We start from the raw sequence: 21376 nt of genomic DNA on the forward strand, positions 1-21376 counted from the left end.
GCTCAGTTGGTTAGAGCACATCACTCATAATGATGGGGTCACAGGTTCAAATCCCGTCTTAGCCACCATTCTTTCTTTAGAATGGCTCTGCAGGAGTTTAAGCTGCACTCAATGAAGAGTTTAAAATAACTACCAGTACTTTTAGTACGAATGATGCGGGAGTGGCGGAATTGGTAGACGCGCTGGATTTAGGTTCCAGTAACTTCGGTTGTGAGAGTTCAAGTCTCTCCTTCCGCACCATGTTCTTGATAAGAACTCAAACTATCAAATTATTCTTTGTTGGGATATCGCCAAGCGGTAAGGCAGCAGGTTTTGATCCTGCCATTCCCAGGTTCAAATCCTGGTATCCCAGCCACTTTCTCTACCAAGAGAGTGAATAAGAAAACTCAAGCTAAGAGTTTAAATTAGCAAACCCTATGATGCGGGAGTGGCGGAATTGGCTGGTGTCTTGATTAGACGCTGGATTTAGGTTCCATTACTATACACTTGCATCACACTATGTGCGGGAGTGGCGGAATTGGTAGACGCGCTGGATTTAGGTTCCAGTAACTTCGGTTGTGAGAGTTCAAGTCTCTCCTTCCGCACCATGTTCTTGATAAGAACTCAAACTATCAAATTATTCTTTGTTGGGATATCGCCAAGCGGTAAGGCAGCAGGTTTTGATCCTGCCATTCCCAGGTTCAAATCCTGGTATCCCAGCCAACTTACTTCCCTTTCTAATTTCTAGTTCCTGATTTCATATACCTAACTTCATATACTTAACTTCATATACTTAACTTCATATACTTAACTTCATATAGCTAACTTCATATAGCTAACTTCATATAGCTAACTTCAAATACCTAATTTCCAACTGAAAAAATAGGCTTCAATAATAAAGAACCACAAAAATTAACTTTTCTGCAACTTTTTAATGACAAAAGTACCCTTATTGATACTCTAAATGTGCTCAAAAAACGAGCTAACACTCTAATAAGGAAAGTTATATGAAAAAGTTATTTACAATTTTAACTCTAATAAGTGGTCTATTCACTGCTAATGCTTTTGCAAACTCTGTATCATGCTACGTAGATACAATGGCCTACGATAACTACACCCAGAATCGTTGTTTTGGTGGTGAGACTAATCCTAACTGGGCACCAAAGGTTGCTTTCAAAGTTAATACCTCAAAAGATGTTTCACGCGTTGAGTGGGTATTTAGTGGTACTTATAATAGTGCAAGCGTTGCTGATTGTACTGGCACTACTTGTATAGTCGATGTATTCAAGGTTGAAAGCTCAGTAAGGGGATGTGTAGATAAGATTTATTACACCGACTACACTTGGGCTGATGTAAATTGGTGTGCTGATGCAGAGTATATGTACTCTAGAAGTGGCACTTGGAATTAAGATAGCTCGTAAAGTACAAGTGCTACCAAGGCACTTGTACTTCAAAATTAAAAAATATCAATATGGCGTTCTAACTTAATGTCCCGCTTATCGCATATTTCAATACCCAATTTTTTGCAGGGCCTTTATTATTGGCTAATTTCAAGAACTTGCTCCGCGCCCAACTGAGTGGTTTTATTTCATTTGAAAAACCAAAATAGCATGCATCCATCATACTCATCATGAGTAAATTCGCATGACGACGTTTTTTCTCATATTGTTTTAATAATTGATGTTGACCCACGTCTTCTTGATCTTCCAAAATATCCGCCAATGCAACCACATCTTGAAAGCCTAAGTTTACGCCTTGACCTGCAAGAGGATTAATTGTGTGCGCTGAATCACCCACAAGTACTAAACGCCCTTGTGAGTAGTCATTGGCGTGTTGTCTGGCAAGAGGGAAGACAGCATGCTCAAGTAATTCAAAGTCACCCGGTAGTTCAGGGAAATGTGCAATGAGCTTTGCTTTAAGTTCTTCATTAGAAAGTTTTTGCCATTGCTTTAAAACTGCTGCGTCGTGGTAACAAATTAAATTTGCATAAGGTGCTTGCATAGGTAAAAACGCGACAGGTCCGGTTGGAGTAAATTGCTGCCACGTTTTTACTTGTTGAGGAGCATCCAGTTTTATTAATACACCCATACAATGTTGAGCATACTGCCAACCAGTTACACCTAATCCAGCTTTGGTGCGCAATTGTGATTGACCACCATCAGCCGCAATGACTAAATCTGCCGTATAGTGTGTATCACCATAATGCAGAGTGATTGAATCGTCAGTTTGATTTATATCGGTTACAGGAGTCTTTTGCTCGATAACCTCAATATTGTAATCAGCAAATTGTTGCCATAGACTCGCCTGAATTAAGCTATTTTCAATTAAATGGCCTAAATGTGTCTCGCCAATATCTTTACAATCAAATAATAAGCTCTCGTCTTGCTGTTGATACGCTTCTAGTTGTTGATAAGGTGCGATTCGGTTTTTACGCAATAATGGCATTGCCCCAAGCTCATCAAGTAGGTGCTCTGAAAAACGATTAATAGCCGAAATACGAATATCCACTTTATCTGAGCTAAGAATACTATCCGCATCAATAAGGTGCTTTTCAATAATCGTGACATCACTCCCCTGCTGCGCCAATTTTATGGCTGTAGCAGAACCTACCATGCCACCTCCAACAACAATTATCTTATTTTTATTCATTTAATATTCGCTCATTTGGCTATTTAAATACCCGGCAAATTGTAACGTAATTCAATAAACAGTGTCAGTGCATTTAATACTTAAGAATTTCAAATCAGGGACTTGTTTGATTTCACACCACAAAGATTAAAACTATACTTGGATCTGTGCGGGTATCCAGCTAAAATACGCGTCCTTTAAGTCGGCATAATTGCCACTTAATCCTGTTTCTAACACATTTTTGTGTCACTACCGAATTGAAAACGAGGCTATATTTCAATGAGTAAAAAGCTGCATATTAAAACCTGGGGTTGTCAGATGAACGAGTACGACTCTCAGAAAATGGCTGATCTACTAGATGCGACAAACGGCTATCAGTTAACTGAAGAAGCTGAAGACGCTGACGTGATCTTACTCAATACCTGTTCAATCCGTGAAAAGGCACAAGAAAAAGTGTTCCATCAGCTTGGCCGTTGGAAGTTATTAAAAGATGACAAGCCAGACTTAATCATTGGTGTTGGTGGTTGTGTTGCATCGCAAGAAGGTGACTCAATTCGCCAACGCGCGCCATTTGTTGATGTGATCTTTGGCCCGCAAACATTACACCGCTTGCCAGAAATGATTAAGCAAGTGCAAAGTGGCGACAGCACATCTGTGGTTGACGTTTCATTCCCTGAAATTGAAAAATTTGACCGCTTACCTGAGCCAAAAGCAGAAGGTCCTACTGCATTTGTATCAATCATGGAAGGTTGCTCTAAGTACTGTACTTTCTGTGTAGTACCTTACACGCGTGGTGAAGAAGTAAGTCGTCCTTTAGATGATGTGCTCCTTGAAGTTGCGCAACTTGCAGAGCAAGGCGTGCGTGAAGTAAACCTTTTAGGTCAAAACGTAAATGCGTATCGCGGTGAAACACACGACGGTGAGATTTGTTACTTCTCTGACCTACTACGTTATGTTGCAGCGATTGACGGCATTGACCGTATTCGTTACACCACCTCGCACCCGGTAGAGTTTACACCAGACATCATCGATGCTTACGCTGATGTGCCAGAGCTTGTTGATCACTTACATTTACCAGTACAAAGTGGCTCTGACCGTATTCTTAACCTGATGAAACGTGGTCATACAGCGCTTGAGTATAAATCGACGATTCGTAAATTACGTAAAATTCGCCCTAACCTAAGCATGTCATCAGACTTCATCATTGGTTTCCCTGGTGAAAGTAAAGCTGATTTTGAAGCAACTATGAACCTTATCAATGATATCGGTTTTGATATGAGCTTTAGCTTCATCTACAGTGCGCGCCCTGGCACACCTGCTGCCGATTTACCAGACGATGTGACTGAGCAAGAGAAAAAAGAGCGTTTATACCTATTACAAAACCGCATCACGCAAATGGCGCAGCAAATTAGCCGCCAAATGTTTGGTACTGAACAACGTATCCTGGTTGAAGGTCCTTCTAAGAAGAACCCGATGGAATTACGTGGCCGTACAGAAAACAATCGTGTAGTGAACTTCGAAGGCCCTCACTCAGTGATCGGTCAATTCGTTGATGTACGTATTACTGAAGCGTTGCCAAACTCTTTACGTGGTGAATTAATTCGTACAGAATCAGAGATGAATTTACGTCGTGATGTGGCGCCATCAGCAATTTTAAATAAAGCTGCCGAAGCTGAAGCCGCAGCTGCCCCTAACGAAATTGGCGTTGCTACTTTCGTACCTTAGGGAGACACTGGTGCTGGCACTGCCAGCACCCATGAATAGGAAGTAATTTTGAGTAATCAATTAAAAACATTAGAGATTTATTTAGAACCTGCCGACAACAAACGACTCTCTTCTTTATGTGGTCCGTTTGACGAAAACATTAAACAAATTGAACGCCGCCTAGGTGTTGAAATTGCCCACCGTGATAATTTTTTCAGAGTCACGGGTAAACTTCATTGCGCCGCAGCCAGCGTTGAAATCTTAAAAAACCTTTACATTGACACTCAACCTATTCGTGGTCAAATAGGCGAAATTGAACCTGATGCAGTGCATTTAGCAATTAGCGAATCGAATGCCCTAGAGCAAGATGAAAACCCGAGCGTGTACGGTAAAGACATGGTGATTAAAACACGCCGTGGCGTTATTAAACCACGCAACGATAACCAAGGCGTGTATGTTGCTAACATCCTGCATCACGATATTACCTTTGGTATCGGTCCCGCTGGTACAGGTAAAACTTATCTAGCCGTTGCAGCTGCTGTTGATGCCCTCGAGCGTCAAGAGATTCGCCGTATTTTATTAACGCGCCCTGCAGTTGAAGCTGGTGAGAAACTAGGCTTTTTACCGGGTGACTTAAGCCAAAAAATCGACCCGTACTTACGCCCACTTTACGATGCTTTATTCGAAATGCTGGGCTTTGAGCGTGTAGAAAAGCTAATTGAGAAAAACATCATTGAAGTGGCCCCACTTGCTTACATGCGTGGTCGTACATTAAATGATGCCTTTATTATTCTTGATGAAAGCCAAAATACCACAGCAGAACAAATGAAAATGTTCTTAACCCGTATTGGTTTTAATTCAAAAGCAGTGATCACAGGTGATATCACACAAGTTGACTTACCACGTGGTGCTCGCTCTGGGCTTCGTCATGCTATTGAGGTATTAAACGGCGTAGATGAAATTAGTTTTAATTTCTTCCAATCACACGATGTCGTGCGCCACCCTGTTGTTGCACGTATCGTAGAAGCCTATGAGCGAAATGATGAAGCTGAGCGTTTAAAGCGCGCAGAAAAGCAACGTGCAAAAGAAGCACAAGCAAACCAACAAGAAGCAAACTCGTGACCGAATTAGATTTACAAATAGCCTGTGAGTTTGACGACTTACCTAGCTTTGAACAATTCCAACTATGGGCTGATAAAGCCCTTAGTAACTACCGTGAAGACGCTGAGCTTACTATCGTCATAAGCGACGAAGCACAAAGCCAGCAGCTCAATAATGATTACCGTGGAAAAGATAAACCGACTAATGTCTTATCGTTTCCATTTGAAGCACCACCGGGTATTGAGTTACCTTTAGTGGGTGATTTGATCATTTGTCCGGCCATTGTTTTGGCCGAATCTATTGAGCAAGAAAAGACCTTTCATGACCATTTTGCCCATATGGTGATCCATGGATGCTTGCATTTACTTGGATTTGACCATATAAAGGACGAAGATGCACTCGAAATGGAAAGCATAGAAAAGCAATTACTTGCTGATCTGAACATCGCAGACCCATATCGAGACGATATTTAAATTTACGGAGCAATTAGACGCAATGAGCGACGACAACTCGCAATCTAGCCAGGGTTCTTCTGGCAAAACTTGGTTGGGCAGAATAACCCAAATGTTGCAAGGGGAACCCCAGAATAAAGAAGAGCTGGTTGAAGTAATTGCCGATGCGCAAGAACGCGACCTTATCGACCCTGAAACCAAAGAAATGATCGAAGGAGTACTTGGTGTATCTGAGCTTAAAGTTCGTGACATCATGATCCCTCGCTCGCAAATGGTTACCTTAGAGGTTGATACACCACTTGAAGAACTGTTACCTATGATGGTTGACTCAACACATTCACGTTTCCCAGTGGTGTGTGAAGATAAAGACCATGTAGAAGGTATTTTATTAGCAAAAGATCTATTACCACTTATCTTAAACAAAGATGAGCAGTTACCTTCTTTGCGTGATTATTTACGCCCAGCAGTAGTCGTACCAGAAAGCAAACGTGTTGACACACTGCTTAACGAATTCCGTCAACAGCGATACCATATGGCAATCGTCATCGATGAATACGGCGGCGTGTCGGGTCTAGTAACCATTGAAGATATTCTTGAAATCATCGTTGGTGAAATCGAAGATGAGCACGACGAAAGCGAAGACCAACAAGATATTCGTCAAGTAGCTAAACACGTTTATGCAGTACAAGCACTGACTGAAGTTGATGACTTTAACGAGTATTTTAAAACCGGTTACAGCACCTCTGATGCTGACACCATAGGTGGTATTGTTTTACACGCATTTGGTCATATGCCAAGTCGCGGTGAAACAATTGATATTGATGGCCTGCAATTTAAAGTCACCAACTCAGATAACCGTCGCATCTTACAATTGCAAGTCACCATTCCTAAGGCTGATGATAACGACAGTGAAGAAACTGCTAACTAAGCTAAGCCTTATTGCAAAAGATAAAAAAGCCTGGCTCGCACTCATTGCGGGCCTCTTTTTAACCTTAAGCTACGCCCCTTATAATCTTTGGTATATTGCCTTTCTCTCTCTTGGCATACTTATCTATTGCATTAATCCGCAGGCAAATGGTAAATCGGCCACTAAGCAAAGTGCTAAGTATGGCTTTATCTTTGGTTTAGGCTGGTTTGGTGCAGGTATTAGTTGGGTGCATGTATCAATAGCCACCTTTGGCGGTATGCCATTAATTGCATCGATTTCATTGATGGTGCTACTTTGCGCTTACTTAGCCTTGTATCCTGCACTAGCAGCTTGGTTGACAACCCGCCTTGCTAAAGGGCCCTATAGCTTTATCTGCTTGTTGCTTGCCAACTTTGCGGTTACAGAGTACTTACGTGGCACTTTGCTAACAGGCTTTCCTTGGTTGAGCTTTGGTTATACACAAACCGACAGCCCACTGAACTTTTTAGCCCCTGTGATTGGCGAGTTTGGTATAACACTTGTTTGCGTGCTCATCGCGTTTTCACTCTTTCGTTTGCTAGGTAAAGACATAAAGCCGTTAATCGGCTCTGTGACCTTGTTGGCAGGCTTATACGTAATTGCGAGTAATAGTGCTTTACAGTATCAAGATAAAACAATTAAAACAGTTTTAGTACAAGGGAACATTAAACAGCATTTACGATTTGAACCGTCAGAGTTTTGGAATACTATGAGTAAATACCAAGACATGACGCGCCTACACTGGAATGCTGACCTCATTGTTTGGCCAGAAGCTGCTGTCCCTGAGCTTGAAGCCCTATCAACACAATACCTAACCGGTCTTGATAGTGCAGCAGCTTTTAACAACACAGCCCTGATCACCGGTATCGTGGATTATCAATACGACACCCGTAATATTTTTAATACCCTCATCGTCTTAGGTAAAAAAGAGCAAGATGATAGCGAAGGTCATTATCAGTATTTAGGTAAAAATCGCTATCAAAAGCACCAATTATTGCCTATCGGTGAGTTCGTGCCATTTCAAGAATTACTGCGTCCAATCGCCCCACTGTTTGATTTACCTATGTCGTCATTTACTCGAGGCGATGAAGTTCAAAACAATCTTCAGGCGAACGGCTTACATATTTTACCCGCTATTTGTTATGAAATTGCTTTTGCTGATTTAGTGCGTGGTAATTATCGCAGTGATTCAGACATTTTATTCACCGTTAGTAATGATGCGTGGTTTGGCGACTCCCATGGCCCGCATCAGCATATGCAAATAGCCCGTATGCGTGCTCTAGAATTACAGCGCCCGCTAATTCGCGTAACGAATAATGGTATCAGCGCCGTTTACGACCCTATTGCTAAATCACAGTTGAGCATGCCGCAATTTAAAGCTGATGTACTTGAAGCCAATATCACCTTAATCAAAGGCGATAGTCTTTATAGTCAATATGGTAATTGGCCGGTATGGATTGTGGTGATATTACTCAGTGCTGTGGCTGTGTTTATCAGGGTTAAGAAATAACAAATAAAAAAGGCTTCAATATGAAGCCTTTTAAAATTTTAAGATTCTATCTTTATCAATTCGACATCAAATATTAGCAATGAACCTGCTGGAATGCTGCCTACCCGTTTACTGCCGTATGCAAGCTGCGGTGGGATATAAAAGGTAAACTTATCCCCTTCACTCATTAGTTGTAAGCCTTCGGTCCAACCAGCAATGACTTGATTTAAACCAAAGCTGATTGGCGAGTTTCTGACCACTGAACTATCAAATACGCTGCCGTCTAACAGCGTACCATGATAGTGAACCTTGACTTTACTGGTGGCACTTGGTTTTGCCTCATTGTCGCCGCGATGCTCAATTTTGTACTGCAGCCCAGATGCTGTTTCATGAACATCGTCGGCTTTACTATTGTTCGCTAAAAAATCCGCCGCTAGTTTTTCATTTTCAAGGGCTTGTAGCTTCGCCTTTTTGCTATTTTTAAAAATTAAAAAGCAAAAAATACCGATGATCAGTAAAAGTAATAAATTAATCATTCTGCGTCCTTCTCATCATCATTGTCGCCATTTACGATATCAGCAATATTGGCAAGCCTTGCTAAGGCTAGCGCGTTAATAGAACCATCAGGGTAGCCTTGTGGGGTCATTTCACCTGCGTCTTTATCCATTAATAAGCTCAATGCTTGATCAACGGTTTCAACGGCATAAATGTTAAAGCGTCCTTTTTCAACGGCATCGAGTACTTCATCATCAAGCACCAAGTTCACTTGATTAGATTTAGGAATAATCACCCCTTGCTCACCGGTTAAGCCACGCATTTTACAAAGCTTAAAGAAGCCCTCTATTTTCTCGTTTACACCACCAATTGATTGCACATCACCATGCTGGTTAATTGACCCTGTCAGTGCGATAGACTGGCTAATAGGTAAGTTAGTAATGGCTGATATAAGTGCACACAACTCAGCTAGTGAGGCGCTATCACCATCGATATAGCCATAGCTTTGTTCAATTGCGATATTCGCACTGAGTGTCAGGCTAAATTGCTGAGCGTACTTGTTACCCAAGTAACCGGTTAATAGCATCACCCCTTTTGAGTGAATGGCTTTACCCAGCTCAGCTTCACGTTCAACGTCAATAACGCCATCAGCACCCGCGTACACAGTGGCAGTAATGCGTGCCGGTGTACCAAATGAGGTATCGCCAATGTGCAGCACGGTTAAGCCATTCACTTTACCCACTGCGTGACCTTCAGTAGCAATTAAAATTTGCCCCTCTTTGATATCACTGAGCATGGTTTCAGATATTTGCCCTGTTCGATACTGCTTACCAACAATGGCCTCGTCTATGTGATGAGCATCAATCACTGTTTGCTCATCTTGTTTGGCATAAAAACTAGCTTCTGCCACTAACTCTAATACATCAGCAAAACGAGCTGAGAGTTTATTATGATGCTCAGCTTGGCGATAACTAAACTTTAATAATCTCGCCATCGCCGCTTCATTCACAGTACAATTAAGTGTTTGCTGACAATATTCAGTTACCTTGGTAATAAACTGATACTGCAGCTTATCACTACTTGGTAAGTAGTAATCAAAGTCAGCGAGTACACGAAATAACTCAGCAAACTCTTCGTCATATTCACCTATGGTGTAATAAAGCTCTCGCGACCCTAAAAGTACTATTTTTACATCAAGTGGAATAAGCTGCGGGCGTAATGTAAAGCTACTTCCTACTGAGCTGTCTTGGTAGGGTAAGTCGTTTTTGATTTGATGGGTTTTCAAAGACAGTTTTAAGCCATCCCACACTTGCGGGTTAGACATAACTTTCTCTGCATCCATGATCAAATAACCACCATTAGCACGGTGTAATGCACCTGGTTGAATTGAGCGATAGCTGGTGATGAGTGACCCTTGCGACGTTGCATATTCAATCTTGCCAAAGATATTGCCAAAGGTTGGGTTCGGCTCATAGACTACAGGCGCAGCATCGCCTTCTTTGTATTCCACTAAAATATTTGGCGCAAAGAAATCTGTGAGCATACCTTTGCGGTCAAAATCTTCTTTATTTTCGTCGTTGTCATCATCGTCGAGCCACTCTAGTACCGCATCAATGATTTCTTCACGAATATCTTTTAGATAACGAAGAACCCCAATATGTGTTGCATATTTATGCTCAAGCGCTTTAAGAAGTGGTTTAGTAGCAAGTTCTGCTGTTGATTTTTTAAGGTTACGCAGTTTTTCTGATGATTCACGCTTCCAACGTGGTAGCTCAATCAGCGCTTCGATTAACGCATCTTCAAGCTTTTCAATGACTTCATAAAACTCTATACGAAGCGGCTCTTCAAGAGCTGCAAATTCACTATCACTCAGTTGCTTACCGTCAATAAGTGGAGCAAAGCCAACCACACCATTTTCTTCAATGAGAGCCACGCTTTGCTCAAGAGCAGCAATTTCTACTGCAGTTATAGCTGCATCGTAGGTGTCGGTAAACTCGCGATCAATTGATTTTTTCTTACGCTGATACCCAGGGTTATCAAATGCCGCAGGAAAAGTATCAAGCACTTCATCAATAAACGAGTCGATATCATCGGCAAGCTGCTTCGATTGCCCTGCTTGCATAAACAGCGCAATTGGCTCACGGTGATCGTCGTAGTTATTTACATACAACCATTCGTTGGGAGTTGGGCGGCCTTTAGAATGGGCTGTGAGTTTATCTTTCACTAACGTGTAGCGACCGTGTGCCGCTTCACCCATCACATAAACATTATAACCCGGAAGTTCCATTCCCAGAGAAAAGTCGAGAGCGCTTTGTGCTCGTTGCTGGCCGATAAAAGGGAGTGCTTCTGGATACGGGTTTTGCATGCAAGTGGCAACATGGCTTGCAGAAATCTCTGGCGCTAGCGCAGAAACAGGTAATGGGATTAGTTTTTTTGTCATTCTAACTTCTTATTTCCCAGTCTTGACTGGGCATTATAGGTAACGCCCAGCAAAAGCCTGCGTCACTGATTTAAGGTTGTAATGCCTTACGGCGAAAATAAATACCGCCACATTCAGTACAAGGAGTAATTTGCGTAGCATGGTAAACATCGTAACTATGTTGGCAATTTTTACATACTAATGTGCCCATGGCTATCCATTCTCCTTCTTGATAGACACCATCGTGTTTAAAATCTTGATTAAGGGCATGCCACTCTAACTGGGTTTTATCTTCAATATGCGATAACTCGTACCAAAGCGATTCCTTAAGTTCAAGCCAAGCCAACGAGTCATAATGCTCATCATTTTCTTTGATGTGATCAATATCGCGCTTAAGATACTCTCGATATTGGCTAAGCTTTTCTTGTCCTAAATCTTTAAGTGCTTGCTCTGATTCAACAAATTTATCTATTGCATCCTTTAATTCATTGTCTTTTACATCTTTGATCCATTTAGTTAAATCAGTGAGCCAAGATTTATAGTCTGCCATCGGTTACTCCTTCAAAAATGATGAAAAATCAATCGTTATTCTAGTTGAGTATAGGTTAACCTGCCCTGAAAATATATTTCCAGACAAAATTAATAAAAGCGCCTATTTGCCGCTGTGATTAGCGTGTATTTTGAGTTATCCTTATCGACAATTTTTTATTAATTTGCAAGAAGTCTGGAATCGTAGATGCAAGAGCAATATAACCCGCAAGACATAGAGTCAAAAGTACAAGCCTACTGGGAAGAAAACCAAGTATTTAAAGTCACTGAAGATGAGAGCAAAGAAAAGTATTACTGCCTTTCTATGTTCCCATACCCAAGCGGCCGACTCCACATGGGTCACGTTCGTAACTACACCATTGGTGACGTAGTATCACGCTTCCAACGCTTGCAAGGCAAAAACGTAATGCAACCTATGGGTTGGGATGCGTTTGGTCTACCTGCGGAAAATGCAGCAATCAAAAACAACACTGCACCTGCTAAGTGGACATACGAAAACATCGATTACATGCGCAACCAGTTAAAGCAACTGGGTTTTGGTTACGACTGGGATCGTGAAATTGCGACATGTCATCCAGAATATTACAAATGGGAACAGTGGTTCTTCACTAAGCTTTATGAAAAAGGCTTAGTTTACAAAAAGATGTCAACAGTTAACTGGGATCCAGTTGACCAAACAGTACTTGCCAACGAGCAAGTTATTGATGGTCGTGGTTGGCGTTCAGGTGCCATTGTTGAACAAAAAGAGATTCCACAATGGTTCATCAAAATCACTGATTACGCACAAGAGCTATTAGATGATTTAGATAAACTTGATCACTGGCCTGAGCAAGTTAAAACCATGCAGCGCAACTGGATTGGTCGCTCTGAAGGTTTAGAAATCGAATTTAAGCGTGCTGATAACGACGATACATTCAGTGTTTATACAACGCGCCCAGATACCTTCATGGGTGTGACGTACGTTGCTGTTGCAGCTGGTCACCCAATTGCACAAGAAGCAGCTAAAAACAGCGACGCTGTAGCTATGTTTGTTGATGAGTGTAAAAACACGAAAATCGCTGAAGCAGACATGGCAACCATGGACAAAAAAGGTATTGCCACTGGTTTTTACGCAATTCACCCATTAACAGGTAAACAAGTACCAATTTGGGTCGCTAACTTTGTATTAATGGATTACGGCTCAGGCGCTGTAATGGCAGTACCTGCACACGACCAACGTGACTACGAGTTCGCAACAGCATATGGCCTTGAGATTGCTCAAGTTATTGCACCAGCAGCTGACTCTGAAGAAACAGTTGATTTAGACAACCAAGCTTACACTGAAAAAGGCGTGTTAGTTAACTCAGGTGAGTTCGACGGTCTTGAGTTTGAAGCGGCGTTTAATGCTGTTGCAGATAAACTAGAAGCACTGGGTGTAGGTGAGCGTAAAGTGAACTTCCGTCTACGTGACTGGGGTGTTAGCCGTCAGCGTTACTGGGGCTCTCCAATTCCTATGTTAAGCGACGAGAACGGTAACGAGCTTGCTGCAACTGAAGACATGCTACCTGTTCGCTTACCAGAAGACGTGGTAATGAATGGTGTAACTTCACCAATCAAAGCTGATCCAGAGTGGGCTAAAACAACGGTAAATGGCGCACCTGCATTCCACGAAACAGATACTTTCGATACCTTCATGGAATCATCATGGTACTACGCGCGTTACTGTAGCCCTCGTTTTGACGAAGGCATGATTGAGCCAGGTGCTGCAAATTACTGGTTACCAGTAAACCAATATATCGGTGGTATTGAGCATGCGATCTTGCACTTACTTTACTCGCGTTTCTTCCACAAATTATTACGTGACTTTGGCTTAGTAACTTCAGATGAGCCATTTGAGCGCTTACTATGTCAAGGCATGGTATTAGCAGATACTTTCTACCGTAAAGATGAGAAAGGCGGTGATATCTGGATTTCGCCAACAGACGTACAAACTGAAACAGACGACAAAGGCCGTGTTGTTAAAGCGTGGCACAAAGAAGATGGCGAGCCGGTATTCTCTGCAGGCATGAGCAAAATGTCGAAATCGAAAAATAACGGTATCGACCCACAACAAGTTATCGCCCAGTACGGTGCAGATACAGTGCGTTTATTCATGATGTTCACGGCGCCACCAGAGCAAACCCTTGAATGGTCTGATTCAGGTGTTGAAGGTGCAATGCGTTTCTTAAAACGTATTTGGAAATACGCTGTTGATGTAGAAACAGTAGGCTATCAAGCGCTTGATAAGTCAGCATTAAATAACGACCAAAAAGTACTTCGTCGTGAACTTCATAAAGCAATTGCAAAAGTGACTGATGACGTAGAACGTCGTCAAACATTCAACACTGCAATCGCTGCAATTATGGAAATCTCGAACAAGTTACTTAAAGCACCGCTTGCCGATAAACAAGATGTGGCAATTGCTAACGAAGCGCTTGAAGCATTACTTATCATGCTTGCGCCTATCACGCCGCATATGTGTCATCAATTATGGCAAGACCTTGGCAAAGAAGGCGACATCTTAGATGCAGCATGGCCAAAAGTTGACGAATCAGCACTTGTTGAAGATGAGAAGCTAATCATCGTACAAGTTAATGGTAAGCTTCGTGCTAAGTTAACAGTGCCTGCTGATGCAACTAAAGAGCAAGTTGAAGCATTAGCATTTGCTGAAGAAAACGTAACTAAGTTCACTGATGGTGCAACCATCCGTAAAGTGATTTACGTACCTGGCAAACTACTTAACGTGGTTGCTAACTAAGATGGCAGCGCTTCAAGCACTGAAAAACGGACTAGCCCTTGCGCTAGTCTGTTTACTGCTAACAAGTTGTGGCTTTCATTTAAAGAAAGCCTCAAACTTGCCTGACGACTTGAAAGTGATCACCCTGGTCGGGGATGATGAAAAGTCAGCATTATTCGAGTTAGTCGAAAAAGAGCTTATTGCGAGTAAAGTTGAGCTTAGCCAAGGTGGTAAACACCCAGAGTTAACGATCCACAAAGACCGTTTAGAGCGTCAAATCTTATCATTATTTGATAATGGTCAGGTTGCCGAGTATGAACTTGCCTACAGTGTAAGCTATACCCTTAAGCGCCCTGGACAAAAAGCCATTAACCAGCGCTTTGAATTGTATCGTAACTATCAAGACGACCCAGATAATGCTCTTGCAAAAGCAAAAGAGCTTGAGCTGCTATTAAGCGAAATTCGTAAGCAAGCCAGTCGTCGAATTGTTCGTGAGCTATCACAACTGTAATGCGTTGTTATGCAAATCAACTACCTAGCCAATTGAAAAAAGGCCTTGCGCCTTTTTACATGGTGTTTGGTGAAGAGCCCTATCAAATTACACAATGTGTCATGCAAATTCGTCAAGCCGCCAAACAGCAAGGTTTTGACGAGGTAATCAAATTTACCCTAATGCCAGGGTTTGATTGGCAAGAAATTGTAGCTCAATACCAAAGTATGTCACTGTTTAGCGCTCGTACCTTAATTGAATTTGACTTAAACGAGCAAAAACCAGGTACTCAAGGTAGCCAAATATTTAAACAACTTGTTGAACTTACTAATCCTGACACTATTTTGGTATTGAAAGGTGCTAAAGCTGGTCAAGATGTTCAACGCAGTGCATGGTTTAAAGCTTTAGATAAGCAAGGCTTATTTGTACCTTGTTATCCCCTAACAGGTAACCATTTAAGCCGTTGGCTAGACGAGCAATGTTACCGTTTAAATTTAAACTTGCACAATAATGCAAAACAAAGCCTGATTGATGCCACTGAAGGTAACTTACTTGCATGCCACCAAGAACTTGAAAAATTATCTCTATTATATGGCAGTGAGTTAGTAGACCAGCAGGCCGTAATGCAAGGTCTTCTTAATCAATCAAAATTTGATATCTTCGATTTGAGTGATGCTTTATTAACCGGCAATGCAGGTCAAGCAGTCAAAGTAATGAGTAAACTCGCTACTGATAACACAGAAGCAATGAGTATCTTTTGGGCCATTAATAAAGAAGCCACTAACTTACTTGCAATGCAACACGCTCGCCTAAACGGTGCCAATATGACTGACTTATATCGGCAGTTTAATATTTGGAAAAACCAACAAGCAACAGTACAGCAGGCATTAAACCGCCTGCAAATTAGTACTCTTGAGCAAATCATCAAACAATTAGCCGAGTTTGATGCTGCCTACAAACAAGGCAACCTTGTTGCGCCTTATCAAGCCTTAACACACCTTTGCTTAGTATTTTGCCAACCACTGGCAATGCCATTACCTTGCCACCCTGTTTTAGATTAGAGTTGTATAATGATTGCTATATTTGGTGGAACATTTGACCCAATTCACTTAGGCCACATCAATATGGCCGAGCAATGCGTTAAACAGTGTCAGCTTGATACGCTGTATTTTATGCCCTGCGCTATTCCTGCACATAAAGCTAAACCGGGGATCAGTGATGAGCACCGTATCAACATGCTCAAACTTGCAATTGAAGACATCCCTTATTTCACGATTGATTACAGAGAACTTAATCGTTCAGGTGCCTCTTATTCATTACTTAGCTTGCAAGAATTAAGAGCTGAGCACCCGACTACGCCCATTATTTTTTTAATCGGTATGGACTCATTCATTAGCCTCGACAAATGGTTTAAATGGCAAGAAATTGTCACACTTTGCCACATAGTCGTGTATCAAAGACCGGGGCAAACCTGTAATGTCGCTGGTGAATTGGCTCATTACAAGGAACAGGCATACACTGATAACCTTGCTGAACTAAAGCAACAACCTGCAGGTAAGTTATTCTTTTTAAATGGCTTACAAATAGATGCCGCATCAAGAGAAATCAGAAAAAAACTGCATTCAAATAGTGAAATAACGGAACTTTTACCGACTTCAGTCAGTCAATACATCGCACAGCATCATCTTTATCAAACAGATGAATAAATGCTGCCTGCGTGATAAAATAACAATTAAGATTATTTATTTTTGAGAAAACACTTTGGATTCTAAACAACTACTCGCATTTGCCCTTGATAAAGTCGACGACATGAAAGCCCGTGATGTGGTGCAACTTGATGTTCGTGGAAAGTCAGATATTACCGACTATATGTTAGTATGCTCTGGTAACTCTAAACGCCATGTTCAATCGATTGCTGATCACGTTGCAAAAGAAGCACGCCACGCTGGTGAAGAACCCCTTGGTTACGAAGGTCAAGATGAAGGCGAATGGGTGCTTGTTGACCTAGGTGATGTAGTAGTACATGTCATGCAAGACCAAACTCGCGACTTCTATGATCTAGAGAAACTTTGGGGTTAACCCTTGCAAGGACATAGGTAAACCATTTTGAAGATACAATTGATTGCCGTTGGTACTAAGATGCCAGCATGGGTTGAAACTGGATTCACAGAATATCAGCGCCGTTTCCCGCGTGATATGCCGCTTGAGCTTATTGAAATTCCTGCCGGTAAACGCGGAAAAAATGCGGATATAAAACGTATTTTGCAACTTGAAGGCGAAAAAACCTTAGCAGCAATACCCAAAGGCAATCGCATTGTTACTTTAGAAGTAACAGGTAAGCCAATGGATACTCATCAACTGGCTAAAAGCATGGAAAAATGGCAGCTTGATGGCCGTGATGTTAGCTTACTCATTGGTGGTCCTGAAGGCCTTGCACCAGAATGCATTGCAGCTTCTGAGCAAAAGTGGTCTTTATCAAATCTAACACTACCGCATCCTTTAGTGCGTATTATTGTTGCCGAAAGCCTTTATCGTGGCTGGAGCTTAAATAATAATCACCCATACCACCGCGAGTAGTTAGTCAATGCGAAAACACAGACCCACAATTCGAGACCACTCGGCTGAAGCTAATTTATTTGCTCGCCGTGCGTTTGTGGGCTTTGTGTTTGTTACCTTATTAATTGGTGTCTTATTATCAAACTTATATAACATTCAAGTTATCGACCACCAAGACTACCAAACACGCTCTAATGATAATCGGATCAAGGTTATTCCAATTGCCCCGAATCGGGGTCTAATTTATGACAGAAATGGCGTTTTACTTGCTGAAAACAAACCTGTATATAACCTTGAAGTCATTCCAGAAGAAACAGATAACCTAGATCAAGCATTAGAAGATGTTCAACAAATTATCGATATCAGTGAACAACAAAAAGAAGAGTTTTTAGATGATATCAAACATAATCGCCGTTTTAAGAGCCAAGTCCTTAAAGCACGATTAAACGAAACTGAAGTTGCCAAATTTTCAGTTAATCAGCACAAATTCCCTGGTTTTAGTATTGAAGCACGACTAGCTCGTTACTACCCTTATGGTGATACTTTAACTCACGCATTAGGTTATGTTGCCAAACTCAATAAAAAAGAGCTGGCAAAATTAGAAGCCGATGACCAAGCAACAAATTACCGTGCTACACATGATATAGGTAAGCTAGGTATCGAGAAATACTATGAGCAATTACTTCATGGTGTAGTTGGCTCACAAAGTGTAGAAGTTAACAACAGGGGTCGTATCATTCGCACTTTAAGCATGACCCCACCAGAGCCAGGCCATGACTTGGTACTTACTCTGGATATAGGCTTACAACAAATTGCACAGCATGCTTTAAAAGATATGCGCGGCGCTGTCGTTGTGCTCGACGCAAAAGATGGTGGCGTGCTGGCTCTTTACTCTAACCCAAGTTACGACCCAAACTTATTTGTTCATGGCATCAGTAGTAGCGACTACAAAAAGTTATTGAACCCAGATCGCCCTCTTATAAATAGAACCACACAAGGTCGTTACGCACCAGCTTCTACGGTCAAACCACATATGGCCATTTTAGCGCTAGAGGAAGGACTTGTAACCGAGCAAACACAAATGTGGGATCCGGGCTTTTTTCAAATTCCAAACGTTGAACATAAATGGCGTGACTGGAAACGTTGGGGTCATGGCCATGTTGACGTTTATCGTGCTATTGAAGAGTCATGCGATACTTATTTTTATGACGTGGCGTATCGCTTAGGCATTACTAAAATCAGTGATTTTATGTCTCAATTTGGTTTTGGCGAACTTTCAGGTATTGATATTCATGAAGAAACCTCTGCGATTATGCCATCAAAAGAATGGAAAGAAGGCCGCTTTAGAGAATCGTGGTGGCGTGGTGATACAATTTCAGTGGGTATTGGCCAAGGTTATTGGACCGCAACACCGATGCAAATAGCCAATGCGACGAATATTTTAGTTAATCGCGGGATTGATCACCCACCCCACTTAGTGCAAGTGGCTAAAAAAGAAAATGAAGTCACTCAAATAAACAACGATGAAAAGCCACCCGTGGTGCTAAAAAACCCTCACCATTGGCAAATAGCGCTTGATGCAATGCACAACACAGTACACAAAGTCACTGGCACCGCCCATAAAGCATTTAAAGGTGCCAATTATGACCCTGCTGGTAAAACCGGTACCGCGCAAGTAGTTAGCATTGCTCAAGGTGAACGTTATGACGCTAAATCACTTAAAGAGCGTCAACGCGATAACGCAATTTATGTTGGCTTTGCACCTTATAATGACCCACAAATTGTGGTTTCTGTGGTTGTAGAAAATACCGGTGGCGGCAGTACCGTAGGTGCGCCTATTGCTCGTCAATTGATGGATTATTATTTTTCAGCTAACCCTCTGCCTGTTGCACAAAGTGATGCGCCATGATCCCATTAAATAAAAAACGCTCTATCTGGCAACGCCTTCACCTTGATTTACCGCTCCTGATAGCGTTAATGCTCATGATGGTAGGCAGCCTAACCATTGTTTACAGTGCCAGTGGTCAAGACCCGGCTATGATGATCCGCCATGCCACACGGATGTTTGGGGCGATACTAGGCATGTTTATTCTTGCGCAATTTTCGCCAAACACGCTAAAAAGAATGGTTATTCCACTTTATTGCGTGGGCCTATTAATGCTCATCGGGGTACTGCTATTTGGTGTTAGCTCTAAAGGTGCGCAACGTTGGCTAGATCTTGGTATTACTCGATTTCAGCCATCTGAATTAATGAAAATTGCCGTACCTATGATGGTCGCATGGTATATCGGCCGCAACCATTTACCACCCCGCATTATCCATCTAATCATTGGTTTTGCGATTGTGATGGTGCCTACCATCCTAATCAAAGAGCAGCCTGACTTAGGAACATCAATATTGATCGCCAGTTCAGGTATTTTTGTATTGTTTTTGTCAGGCCTAAGTTGGCGATTAATCGGCTTTTTTACCGCTACAGTAGCCATTGCAGCTTGGCCATTTTGGCATTACGTTATGCTCGACTATCAAAAACAACGCGTATTAACATTTTTAGACCCTGAAAGTGATCCTCTTGGCTCTGGTTATCACATTATTCAATCGAAAATAGCAATTGGCTCAGGCGGAATTGAAGGAAAAGGCTGGCTGCAAGGTACGCAATCACAACTTGAGTTTTTACCCGAGCGACACACTGACTTTATCTTCTCTGTTTTAAGCGAAGAGTTTGGCTTATTTGGAGTGTGTTTATTACTGTGTATGTATTTATTCATCATTGGTCGTGGTTTATACATAGCGGTCAATGCCCAAGATGCCTTTGGTAAACTGCTTGCTGGCGCATTAACTTTAACGTTTTTCGTTTATGTATTTGTAAATATTGGCATGGTGTCAGGTTTACTGCCTGTGGTCGGTGTCCCTTTACCCTTGATCAGTTATGGCGGCACCTCTATGGTGACCTTGATGGCAGGATTTGGCATTATTATGTCTATCGCCACAGATAAAAGGATGCTTTTAAAATAATGACACATCGCGTTAGTTTTCTATTTGTTGCATTATTTTCTGTAATGCTCACTGCTTGTAGCTCGTCGCAGCAAGGTCGTTATGCTATGGAGCATGATGCAGCCCCGCTTCGAAAGCCTACCGAACTTGAAATGCAAGATGCAGTAGTAACAGCTGTAGTTAAGAGTGCCAGTGCGAGTCGACCTTATGAAGTTCGTGGAAAACGCTACACTCCCATGTTAGATGAAACAGGCTACTCTGAAGAAGGTATTGCCTCATGGTACGGTAGAAAATTTCATAACTATCATACATCTAATGGTGAAATATATGACATGTTCGCGATGACTGCAGCGCATAAAACTTTGCCATTACCCAGCTTTGCACGAGTCACTAATTTAGATAACGGTAAATCTGTCATTGTTCGCGTTAATGACCGCGGCCCATTCCATGACGACCGTATCATCGATTTATCTTATTCTGCGGCCTATAAACTAGATTATTATCGCCAAGGTACAGCGCGTGTTAAGGTTGAAGCCATTACCCTTAGCAATTCTGCCCCTCGTTTAAGTTACATACAGGTTGCAGCGGGAAGTACTCTTGCCAATGTTGAAGCGCTCGCGTTTCAACTTCGTCAGCAATATCATGTGCCAACAAACATTGTTGAAAAAGATGGAATCTATCGATTACGTCTTGGTCCAATAAAAGATGCCGCAGAAGCACAAACTGTTTTAGAAAAGCTAAAACAAAACCAATTTCAGAACGCGTTCTTGCTTTACAGTGAGTAAGACCTTTAGAATAGGTTAACGCGACATGTTTAACTTT

General features: G+C 41.9%; 19 protein-coding genes and 4 tRNA genes. 19 read left to right on the forward strand and 4 right to left on the reverse strand.

Features of this window, described 5'->3' with window-relative positions:
- The first annotated feature begins 155 nt into the window (after nucleotides 1-155).
- From QL229_RS01475 to QL229_RS01495, 5 genes are all read left to right on the forward strand, one after another.
- Nucleotides 156-240 (forward strand) — tRNA-Leu (locus QL229_RS01475).
- A 40-nt stretch (nucleotides 241-280) separates the two neighbouring features.
- Nucleotides 281-355 (forward strand) — tRNA-Gln (locus QL229_RS01480).
- A gap of 147 nt (nucleotides 356-502) precedes the next feature.
- Nucleotides 503-587 (forward strand) — tRNA-Leu (locus QL229_RS01485).
- 40 nt (nucleotides 588-627) lie between these two features.
- Nucleotides 628-702, forward strand: a tRNA-Gln gene (locus tag QL229_RS01490).
- A gap of 284 nt (nucleotides 703-986) precedes the next feature.
- Entirely contained in the window at nucleotides 987-1388 is a 402-nt protein-coding gene (locus QL229_RS01495; protein WP_138558631.1) for a hypothetical protein, read from the forward strand.
- A gap of 70 nt (nucleotides 1389-1458) precedes the next feature.
- On the opposite strand, the gene QL229_RS01500 is transcribed toward QL229_RS01495, so the two are convergent.
- The gene (locus QL229_RS01500; protein ID WP_138558630.1) at nucleotides 1459-2628 is read right to left on the reverse strand and encodes an FAD-dependent oxidoreductase; all 1170 of its coding nucleotides are present in this window, start codon (nucleotides 2626-2628) and stop codon (nucleotides 1459-1461) included.
- A gap of 258 nt (nucleotides 2629-2886) precedes the next feature.
- Between QL229_RS01500 and miaB the strand changes: the two genes are divergently transcribed.
- From miaB to lnt, 5 genes are read left to right on the forward strand one after another with little or no spacing between them, the layout of a single operon-like run.
- Nucleotides 2887-4332, forward strand: a complete 1446-nt coding sequence (gene miaB, locus QL229_RS01505) for a tRNA (N6-isopentenyl adenosine(37)-C2)-methylthiotransferase MiaB (RefSeq protein ID WP_135924133.1) — start codon at nucleotides 2887-2889, stop codon at nucleotides 4330-4332.
- A gap of 48 nt (nucleotides 4333-4380) precedes the next feature.
- A complete protein-coding gene (locus tag QL229_RS01510) occupies nucleotides 4381-5433 on the forward strand; it encodes a PhoH family protein (RefSeq protein WP_138558629.1) in 1053 nt (350 codons plus the stop codon).
- Nucleotides 5430-5885, forward strand: coding sequence for an rRNA maturation RNase YbeY (ybeY, locus tag QL229_RS01515; RefSeq protein WP_054551659.1), 456 nt, complete (start codon nucleotides 5430-5432; stop codon nucleotides 5883-5885). The genes QL229_RS01510 and ybeY overlap by 4 nt, the downstream gene beginning before the upstream one ends.
- A 22-nt stretch (nucleotides 5886-5907) precedes the next feature.
- Nucleotides 5908-6792, forward strand: a complete 885-nt coding sequence (gene corC / locus QL229_RS01520) for a CNNM family magnesium/cobalt transport protein CorC (protein ID WP_135924131.1) — start codon at nucleotides 5908-5910, stop codon at nucleotides 6790-6792.
- Nucleotides 6773-8320 carry an apolipoprotein N-acyltransferase gene (gene lnt / locus QL229_RS01525; protein ID WP_171040462.1) on the forward strand — a complete coding sequence of 516 codons (1548 nt, stop codon included), beginning with the start codon at nucleotides 6773-6775 and terminating at the stop codon, nucleotides 8318-8320. Before corC ends, lnt begins: the two co-directional genes overlap by 20 nt.
- A gap of 38 nt (nucleotides 8321-8358) precedes the next feature.
- Here lnt and QL229_RS01530 read toward each other — a convergent pair whose 3' ends face one another.
- The 3 genes from QL229_RS01530 to QL229_RS01540 form a co-directional block, all read right to left on the reverse strand.
- Nucleotides 8359-8835, reverse strand: a complete 477-nt coding sequence (locus tag QL229_RS01530) for an FKBP-type peptidyl-prolyl cis-trans isomerase (RefSeq protein ID WP_138558628.1) — start codon at nucleotides 8833-8835, stop codon at nucleotides 8359-8361.
- Nucleotides 8832-11234, reverse strand: a complete 2403-nt coding sequence (locus QL229_RS01535; protein ID WP_135924128.1) for an ATP-binding protein — start codon at nucleotides 11232-11234, stop codon at nucleotides 8832-8834. Before QL229_RS01535 ends, QL229_RS01530 begins: the two co-directional genes overlap by 4 nt.
- A 70-nt stretch (nucleotides 11235-11304) precedes the next feature.
- On the reverse strand, nucleotides 11305-11763 hold the full coding sequence (locus tag QL229_RS01540) for a zinc ribbon-containing protein (RefSeq protein ID WP_135924127.1): 459 nt from the start codon (nucleotides 11761-11763) through the stop codon (nucleotides 11305-11307).
- Nucleotides 11764-11949: 186 nt separating this feature from the next.
- On the opposite strand from QL229_RS01540, the gene leuS reads away from it, so the two are divergent.
- Genes leuS through QL229_RS01585 form a run of 9 tightly spaced genes read left to right on the forward strand, consistent with a single transcriptional unit; the run spans nucleotide 11950 to nucleotide 21339 of the window.
- Nucleotides 11950-14538, forward strand: coding sequence for a leucine--tRNA ligase (gene leuS, locus QL229_RS01545; RefSeq protein WP_138558627.1), 2589 nt, complete (start codon nucleotides 11950-11952; stop codon nucleotides 14536-14538).
- Between the two features lies 1 nt (nucleotide 14539).
- Nucleotides 14540-15028, forward strand: coding sequence for an LPS assembly lipoprotein LptE (lptE, locus tag QL229_RS01550; protein WP_138558626.1), 489 nt, complete (start codon nucleotides 14540-14542; stop codon nucleotides 15026-15028).
- Complete coding sequence (holA, locus tag QL229_RS01555; protein WP_138558625.1) at nucleotides 15028-16068, forward strand: DNA polymerase III subunit delta; 1041 nt, start codon at nucleotides 15028-15030, stop codon at nucleotides 16066-16068. Before lptE ends, holA begins: the two co-directional genes overlap by 1 nt.
- A 9-nt stretch (nucleotides 16069-16077) precedes the next feature.
- The gene (gene nadD, locus QL229_RS01560; protein WP_135924123.1) at nucleotides 16078-16713 is read left to right on the forward strand and encodes a nicotinate-nucleotide adenylyltransferase; all 636 of its coding nucleotides are present in this window, start codon (nucleotides 16078-16080) and stop codon (nucleotides 16711-16713) included.
- 55 nt (nucleotides 16714-16768) lie between these two features.
- The gene (gene rsfS, locus QL229_RS01565) at nucleotides 16769-17086 is read left to right on the forward strand and encodes a ribosome silencing factor (protein ID WP_138558624.1); all 318 of its coding nucleotides are present in this window, start codon (nucleotides 16769-16771) and stop codon (nucleotides 17084-17086) included.
- A 27-nt stretch (nucleotides 17087-17113) separates the two neighbouring features.
- Nucleotides 17114-17584 (forward strand): 23S rRNA (pseudouridine(1915)-N(3))-methyltransferase RlmH, encoded by a 471-nt coding sequence (rlmH, locus tag QL229_RS01570; protein WP_036967350.1) that lies wholly within the window; start codon nucleotides 17114-17116, stop codon nucleotides 17582-17584.
- Nucleotides 17585-17591: 7 nt separating this feature from the next.
- Nucleotides 17592-19472 carry a penicillin-binding protein 2 gene (gene mrdA, locus QL229_RS01575; protein WP_135924122.1) on the forward strand — a complete coding sequence of 627 codons (1881 nt, stop codon included), beginning with the start codon at nucleotides 17592-17594 and terminating at the stop codon, nucleotides 19470-19472.
- Nucleotides 19469-20575, forward strand: coding sequence for a rod shape-determining protein RodA (rodA, locus tag QL229_RS01580; RefSeq protein ID WP_135924121.1), 1107 nt, complete (start codon nucleotides 19469-19471; stop codon nucleotides 20573-20575). Before mrdA ends, rodA begins: the two co-directional genes overlap by 4 nt.
- Nucleotides 20575-21339 (forward strand): septal ring lytic transglycosylase RlpA family protein, encoded by a 765-nt coding sequence (locus QL229_RS01585; RefSeq protein ID WP_135924120.1) that lies wholly within the window; start codon nucleotides 20575-20577, stop codon nucleotides 21337-21339. Before rodA ends, QL229_RS01585 begins: the two co-directional genes overlap by 1 nt.
- Nucleotides 21340-21376 lie beyond the last annotated feature (37 nt).

The organism is Pseudoalteromonas sp. PAR1, assembly GCF_947311895.1.
GTDB lineage: Bacteria > Pseudomonadota > Gammaproteobacteria > Enterobacterales > Alteromonadaceae > Pseudoalteromonas > Pseudoalteromonas lipolytica_C.